This is a genomic window from Serratia sp. CY81684, assembly GCF_052166595.1.
Classification (GTDB): Bacteria; Pseudomonadota; Gammaproteobacteria; order Enterobacterales; family Enterobacteriaceae; genus Serratia; species Serratia nematodiphila.
On record NZ_JBJNOO010000007.1, the window covers coordinates 173,913 to 180,337 of the forward strand.

Below are 6,425 nucleotides of genomic sequence, written 5' to 3' on the forward strand. Positions count from 1 at the left end.
CGCCGGGCGTGCATGATTACCCCCGCGATATCAACAGCTCCAGGCCCACACAAGCGAACAACAGCGCAAGCACTCCTTCAATCCAGCGCCTCACCCGGGTATAAAACGCGATCATCGGCGCCGTTGAGAACAGCAGGGCATACCCCCCGAAAATCGTTACGCCGAGCAACGCACACCCGCCGATAATCGCCGGTAAAACACCTTCAGGCGCCCCTTGTCGCAAACCCAGCGACATGATCGCCATCCAGGAGATGATGGCCTTGGGATTACCGAGATGCATCAGCACACCCTGCCGATACAACCTCTGATAAGATCGCGCGCTATCCCCTGCCGCTATGCCTGTCGAGACGGGAGACGCCCGTAATGCGGATCGGCCGGCGCGCAGCGCCAGATACAGCATATACACGCCGCCGACGATTTTGATGGCCCACAACGCCTGTGCATACGTGGCCAGCACGGCGGAAAGGCCGGTCGCTGCCAACAGTGCCCAGCACAGCGATCCGGTCACCACCCCGGCGGCCAGCATCAATGCGGGCCGCCGGCCGTCACGCATCGCCACGCCCATGATCGTCATGTTGCTGGGGCCGGGACTGGCGGTAGCGAGTAAATAGGCACCGTAAACCAACGCAAGCTGACTGACATTCATGGAAAGGCTCCGCTGACCCGACTTACGGCCGAGCCGTAGTTGAAAACACCGGGACTCCTCACCAACATAGTATGTGTTACACTTTTCGCCTATTTAAATAGTGTCACGTGACACTATATTCTTTCTCCGGAGAGCGAATATGCGGCTTCAATCCCCCTGGCAGCCCCGCCTGGCCAATGTGGAAGCCACTACCGTCGAACGGCTGGTGTTGGCGTTGGCTGACGACATTATCGAGGGCAAGCTGCAAGGGGGCGATCGTTTGCCGGCCCACCGTACGCTCGCCTGGCAATTGGCGATCGGTCTGGGCACGGTGACCAAAGCCTATGCCATCCTGGAGCGGCGTGGGTTGGTGCGCAGCGTGAAAGGCCGCGGGATGTTCGTGGCGATCCGCCGCGCCCGTGAAAAACGCGAAATCGATCTTTCATCCAATGCGCCGCCGGCGATGCTTACCAATCGTTTGCTGGCGCGCACGCTGGCCGGCATTGCGCGGAAAATGGATGCGGACCATCTGAACTTCTATTCCCCTCCGACCGGGCATCTGGAACACCGGCGTTTGTTGGCCCGCTGGCTCGAAAACGCCGGCGTCACGATTGAGCCGTCGCATCTGGCACTGACCAGCAATGCCCGCCAGGCGATTTCGCTGGCGTTTGACCTGGCCTGCGGGCCACGCGGCACGATACTGACCGAGAGGCTGACCTACCCCGGCGCGATTGCGCTGGCTCGACGCAAAGGCCATTGTTTGATCGGTGTCGATATCGATGCGCAAGGCATAGTGCCGCAGGCGCTGGCGAGCGCGCTCGAGCGTGTCTCCTCCGGCCATACCGCGGTCTATCTGACGCCGACGCTGCATAATCCGACAACCGCCACCATGAGCGCCGAGCGCAGGCAGGCTATCGTCGAGATATGCCGGCGGGCGAATGTCTGGATCATCGAGGATGGCGTGTACGCACTGGGTCACTCTGCGGCGCCTGCGCTCGCGGCTTTAGCGCCCGAGCGGGTGTTCCATGTCAACGGTTTGTCGAAAACGCTCGGCCCCGGATTGCGGATCGGCATGCTGACTCTGCCGCCCGGCATGCAAACTGCGGCGGAAGAAGCCTTGCAAGATCTTCCTTTCGCGCCTTCGCCACTGTCTTGCGCTGTGGTGGAGGAGTGGCTGTCCAGCGGCGCGATCGAGACGATACCGCAAGCGTTGCGCCATGAGGCTCAGCGAAGAGTACATCTGGCCACCTCGATATTCGATGCCGACGAATGTGTATCGCATCCCGACGCTTATCATGTCTGGCTGCCGATGCCGCGCGAAACCGCCGAGTCTGTGGCCACCGCCGCCGCATTGGCCAACGTAAAGGTGACGCCGCCGGACACCGTGATGGTAGACCGCGACGAACGTGCGACGGGCATTCGCCTGTGCCTGGGTTCCCCCTCGCCGGACGAGCTAACGGCAGGCCTGACGCAGCTGGCGCAGCTGTTGAAAGCGCATCGAAACGGCTGACAAACGGAAGAGAAAGGTTACGCGTACAGGCCGACCGGCCCAGGACTGTTCTTTTTGTGCGGTTTACTATTCCCTTCGCACCCGCCTGCTTTTTCTGCCATTATTCTGCCTGATAAATTAGCGGGACTGATACAAACCTCCCCGCGCCTCTGGAGAACGCCGATGCTGTTCAAACTATGCAAAACCCTTGCGATGGCCTGCGTGGCCCTGATTATCGCCCAGAGCAGCGCGCTCAGCTTTACCCTGGAAGTGGCGGGCAAGATCGACAACGTGACCGACCCGGTCAAAAAAAGCTATCTGTTCACCGATAAGCAGCTGTTGGCGATGCCGGTGCGCAGCATCACCACCTCCACCTCCTGGACGCCGCAGAGAAAATTTGAAGGGATTTCGGTGGCCGATATCCTGGAGCGCGTCGGCGCCAAGGGCGAGACGCTGACTTTCTACGCGCTGAACGATTATTACATCGACGTGCCGCTGTCCGACGTCAAGAAATACAACATGATCCTGGCCTACAGGATGGACGGGGAAATGCTGAAGCTCAGAAACTTCGGCCCGCTGTTCCTGGTTTACCCGCGCGACGCCGCCGGGCCTGAACTGAACTCGCCGTTGTACAATTCACGCTTTATCTGGCAAGTCGACAGGATCGTGATCAAATGAAGCTGACGACCTTTAAGAACGGCAGCAGGCTGGCGATCCCGGCCATCTTTGCCGCGCTGTTTTTAGTGGCTTCGACCGTCACGCTCTATTACTACAGCGCCACCCTGTCGAAAAAAGGGCTGTATGCCATCGCCGGCACGCAGGAGAACTACTCCTGGTCGATCGCCAAGTTCTCCATCAAGCTGGCGGAATTCGACACGTTCGTCGAGCAGCAAAGCCATGCCGCGCAGGTGGACAGCGACAACCTGCGGCTGCGGTTCGAAATCCTCTATTCGCGCTTTTACGTGCTGGAAACCGTCTCCGAATCCACGCAACCGCTGTACGCCGAGCCGGGCTACCCGGAAGTGGTCAAGCAGATGCGCCTGCAGATGGATCGCATCGATAAACTGCTGGATAACCCGAAAATCGACTTCAGCCAGGTTTTCGCGGCCATGAAGGCCATCAAGCCTTACGCCATCGAAATGGCCAACCTGACCGACCACGCCGAGGTGAAGCAGCGCACCGCCGCCTATGAGGACTACATCGAGAAACGGCACATCATTTTCTATGGGCTGGTGATCGTCATGTTCTCGGTGATCGCGCTGATCGCCATCACCCTGATCGTGTTCCGCCAGCAGCGGCTGACCATTCGCCAGCAGGCCAAGGCCATTGAGGCGGAGAAAGCGACACGCACCAAAAACGCCTTCCTCGGCGCCATCGGCCACGAGCTGCGCACCTCATTGCAGAGCGTGATGTCGGCCATCGACGTGCTGGTGAACACCCGGGTGTCGGCGGAGCATGCGGACACTTTCCAGCGGCTGGAGACCGCCGCGCAGCAAATCGAAAGCCAGATGAAGGATCTGACCGACTACGCGCACCTCGACAGCGGCATGATGGAATTGCGCATCGTGCCGTTCGACGCGCAGAAGCTGATCGCGGAAACCGCCAATGAAATCGCCACCCTGACCCGCAAAGAGCAGGTCAAACTGAGCTGCGAAGTGGAGTGCAGCCACCTGTTGGTGCACTCCGATCCGCTGCGCATCCGGCAGATTATCGTTAACCTGCTGACCAACGCCTACAAATACACCGAAAGCGGCAGCATTACGCTGCACAGCTGCCTGCGCCGCCAGCCGGGCGGCAATTCGTTGATCATCGAAGTGACCGACACCGGCATCGGTATCGAAAAAGACCAGCTCGATCAGATCTTCAAACCCTTTACCCAGTTGGATCAGTCGCATACCAAACAGTATGCCGGCGTGGGGATGGGGCTGGCGATCGTGCACGGCCTGGTGACGCTGCTCAACGGCACCATCACGGTGTACAGCGAAATCAAGAAAGGCAGCACCTTTATCGTCAGCATTCCGGTGCAGATCAGTGAAGAAGAACGCGCCGACGAACCCGCCGCCGCCAATGCCCCCCTGCAGCAAAAGCCGCAGCAGGTGCTGGTGGTGGATGACAACAAGTCGGTGGGTGACGCCTTTGCGGCGTTGTTGGACAAACTGGGCTATCAGCACGAACTGTGCGACTCGCCGGAGCGCGCGTTGCAGAAGCTGCTCAGACGCCCTTACGACGCGCTGTTGCTGGATCTGCAGATGCCGGGCATCGACGGCGCCGCCCTGGCCAGGCAGCTGCGCAATCGTCGCGGCCCCAACCGCCATGTGCCAATCATCGGCATCAGCGCCTATACGCCGGAGCAGCTGACGGCGGATCAGCGCGCCCTGTTCGATAACTACCTGATGAAACCGGTTCGGCTGGATGCGCTGTCGAGCGCGCTGGCCGAGGTGTTCCCCGCTAAAGATTAAAACAGCGTTGCAGTGCGGCTTCGATCACATGGAGCCGCACCGGTTTTTCATAAGGGCCGAGCACATCGTACTCGCGCATCGCCTGAGCGATCTCCGACTCGCGTCGGTCGGTGCCCAGTTCGCCGGTCAGCACCAGTACCGGCGCGTCCGGGTTGTCGGAGGCGCGGATGGTGGCGATACAGCGATCCGCCGTTTCCTCACCGATCAGCCAGTCCACCACGTAACCGTCGAACAGGCTTTGCTGCAACGCCTGGCAGAAGCTGTCGACATCGTAAAACGCCACGGCGTTGAAACCGCAGCCGCCGAGGTACTTGGCCAGCTCATCGGCCGCCTGATGCGAATCGTCCAATACCGCGATGCTCAACCGCTCGTCATCGCCGTAGCCGGGCCGGATTTCTATCAGTTCGACGCCGTAACGCAGACCTGTCGGCGCCTCATCGGCGCGATAGATATGCCATTGCCCCTCCACACGCAGCGCCACAAATTCCGCCGACCGCCCGGCAGAAAGTTCGTCGCCAATGTGCCCGACGCAAGGGATCGCCACTCCCGCCACGAAAAAGATGGCATCACGCGCCATGTTTGGCTCGGTCGTCTCGTGTTCGGCGCTCAAATCGGCGATCGCCGCCGGCGTTTCTCCCAACGCGGCCGCGACGCTGTTGATCTGTTCCAGCGTCCAGGGGCTTTGCCCTTTCAATTTGCGGTGCGCATGTGAAAAACTCAGATCCAAGATGCGGCTGAGTTCGCGGGCATGCTGACGTTTTCCAATCCCGTAATGTAAAAACAGCTCCCTGACCCGATTGGCAATCGACTGTGAATCGAATTTTTGATGATTGTTATCCATTTGTTCCTTCGATTTTTTTTACTGATTTATCAGTCGTTTTGATTATTTCTGCTGAAAAAGCCACACCTAAAACTAGCATCCCATGCAATTATGCGTTAAAAACGTTGCTTGACATACCATGTTGTATCGTCAAACATGGTATCAAAAGAGACATACAGCAATACACTATAAAAAATAACACCAGCACGATTTTTAATAATAACCATAGTAACACCAGGGAAAATTTGTTCCGTTGCCGCTACTGAGACGATGCTCACATCGCTTGGACTGCATAAGCAAAACGGGGCTTGAGCCTTTAGCGCTAATCTGTTTTACCCACTTTTAAGCCGGGATCCGTCAGGGTCCCGGTTTTTTATTGCCCTGGCGCCGCGCCATCATACGGACTCACCCCGCAGCCGCAAATAAAAACGGAGCCGGCATGCCGGCTCCGTTGACCCTGTAATGACCGCTTGGCTTAGAAGCGCCAGGTGAAACCGGCGTTGACGCTGTTGTCTTGGTGGTTCTGCGACAGCAGCCCGCCGTAGCCCAGCGACAGCGTGGCGTTCTCGTTCACCGCCACTTCCGCCCCCGCCTTCAGCACCATGCCGTCGCGCGACACCGGCACGCTGTCCACCACGAACGGCGCGTTGCCGCCGTTGAACCGCAGCCCGGTGCCACGCTCCAGCCCGCCGTACTGGTGTTGCCACCCCAGCTCGCTGCGCAGCGCCACCGTCGTGCCCGGGCTCACCTGCCACGCGGTGTCCGCACGCAGCCCCAGCGTCGACACCGTCGCGTCGGTGTGCTGCTTGTCGCCGCGCAGCGCCGCTGCGCCGCCGCTTTCCGCGATGCCGTTGTTTTCAAAGTTCACGTACGCCAGGTTGACGAACGGCTCCAGGTTCAGCCACTCACCCTTCACGCTGTAACCCGCTTCCGCGAACAGCTGCTCGGTGCGCGCGCTGTACTTCGCCGTGTCGCGGTCCGACTGCATCCCGTAGTTCACCGACCGTTTGGTGTCGATGCGGTGCCAGGTGT

General features: G+C 59.6%; 6 protein-coding genes. 3 read left to right on the plus strand and 3 right to left on the minus strand.

What is annotated here, in order from left to right; translation table 11 throughout:
- Positions 1-16: 16 nt before the first annotated feature.
- Positions 17-646, minus strand: coding sequence for a LysE family translocator (locus ACJ8QF_RS22490; protein ID WP_049186553.1), 630 nt, complete (start codon positions 644-646; stop codon positions 17-19).
- 139 nt (positions 647-785) lie between these two features.
- Between ACJ8QF_RS22490 and ACJ8QF_RS22495 the strand changes: the two genes are divergently transcribed.
- The 3 genes from ACJ8QF_RS22495 to ACJ8QF_RS22505 all read left to right on the plus strand — a co-directional run bounded on the left by ACJ8QF_RS22495 (position 786) and on the right by ACJ8QF_RS22505 (position 4,573).
- Positions 786-2,135, plus strand: a complete 1,350-nt coding sequence (locus tag ACJ8QF_RS22495) for an aminotransferase-like domain-containing protein (RefSeq protein ID WP_265261826.1) — start codon at positions 786-788, stop codon at positions 2,133-2,135.
- Between the two features lie 162 nt (positions 2,136-2,297).
- Positions 2,298-2,792: a molybdopterin-dependent oxidoreductase gene (locus ACJ8QF_RS22500; protein ID WP_004931017.1), complete on the plus strand. Its 495-nt coding sequence runs from the start codon at positions 2,298-2,300 to the stop codon at positions 2,790-2,792.
- Entirely contained in the window at positions 2,789-4,573 is a 1,785-nt protein-coding gene (locus ACJ8QF_RS22505; RefSeq protein WP_197753919.1) for an ATP-binding response regulator, read from the plus strand. Before ACJ8QF_RS22500 ends, ACJ8QF_RS22505 begins: the two co-directional genes overlap by 4 nt.
- On the opposite strand, the gene ACJ8QF_RS22510 is transcribed toward ACJ8QF_RS22505, so the two are convergent.
- A complete protein-coding gene (locus tag ACJ8QF_RS22510) occupies positions 4,563-5,414 on the minus strand; it encodes a helix-turn-helix domain-containing protein (protein WP_265261825.1) in 852 nt (283 codons plus the stop codon). The genes ACJ8QF_RS22505 and ACJ8QF_RS22510 overlap by 11 nt on opposite strands.
- Before the next feature lie 454 nt (positions 5,415-5,868).
- The coding region (locus tag ACJ8QF_RS22515) for an autotransporter outer membrane beta-barrel domain-containing protein (protein ID WP_442537874.1) at positions 5,869-6,425 on the minus strand (557 nt) is incomplete at its 5' end.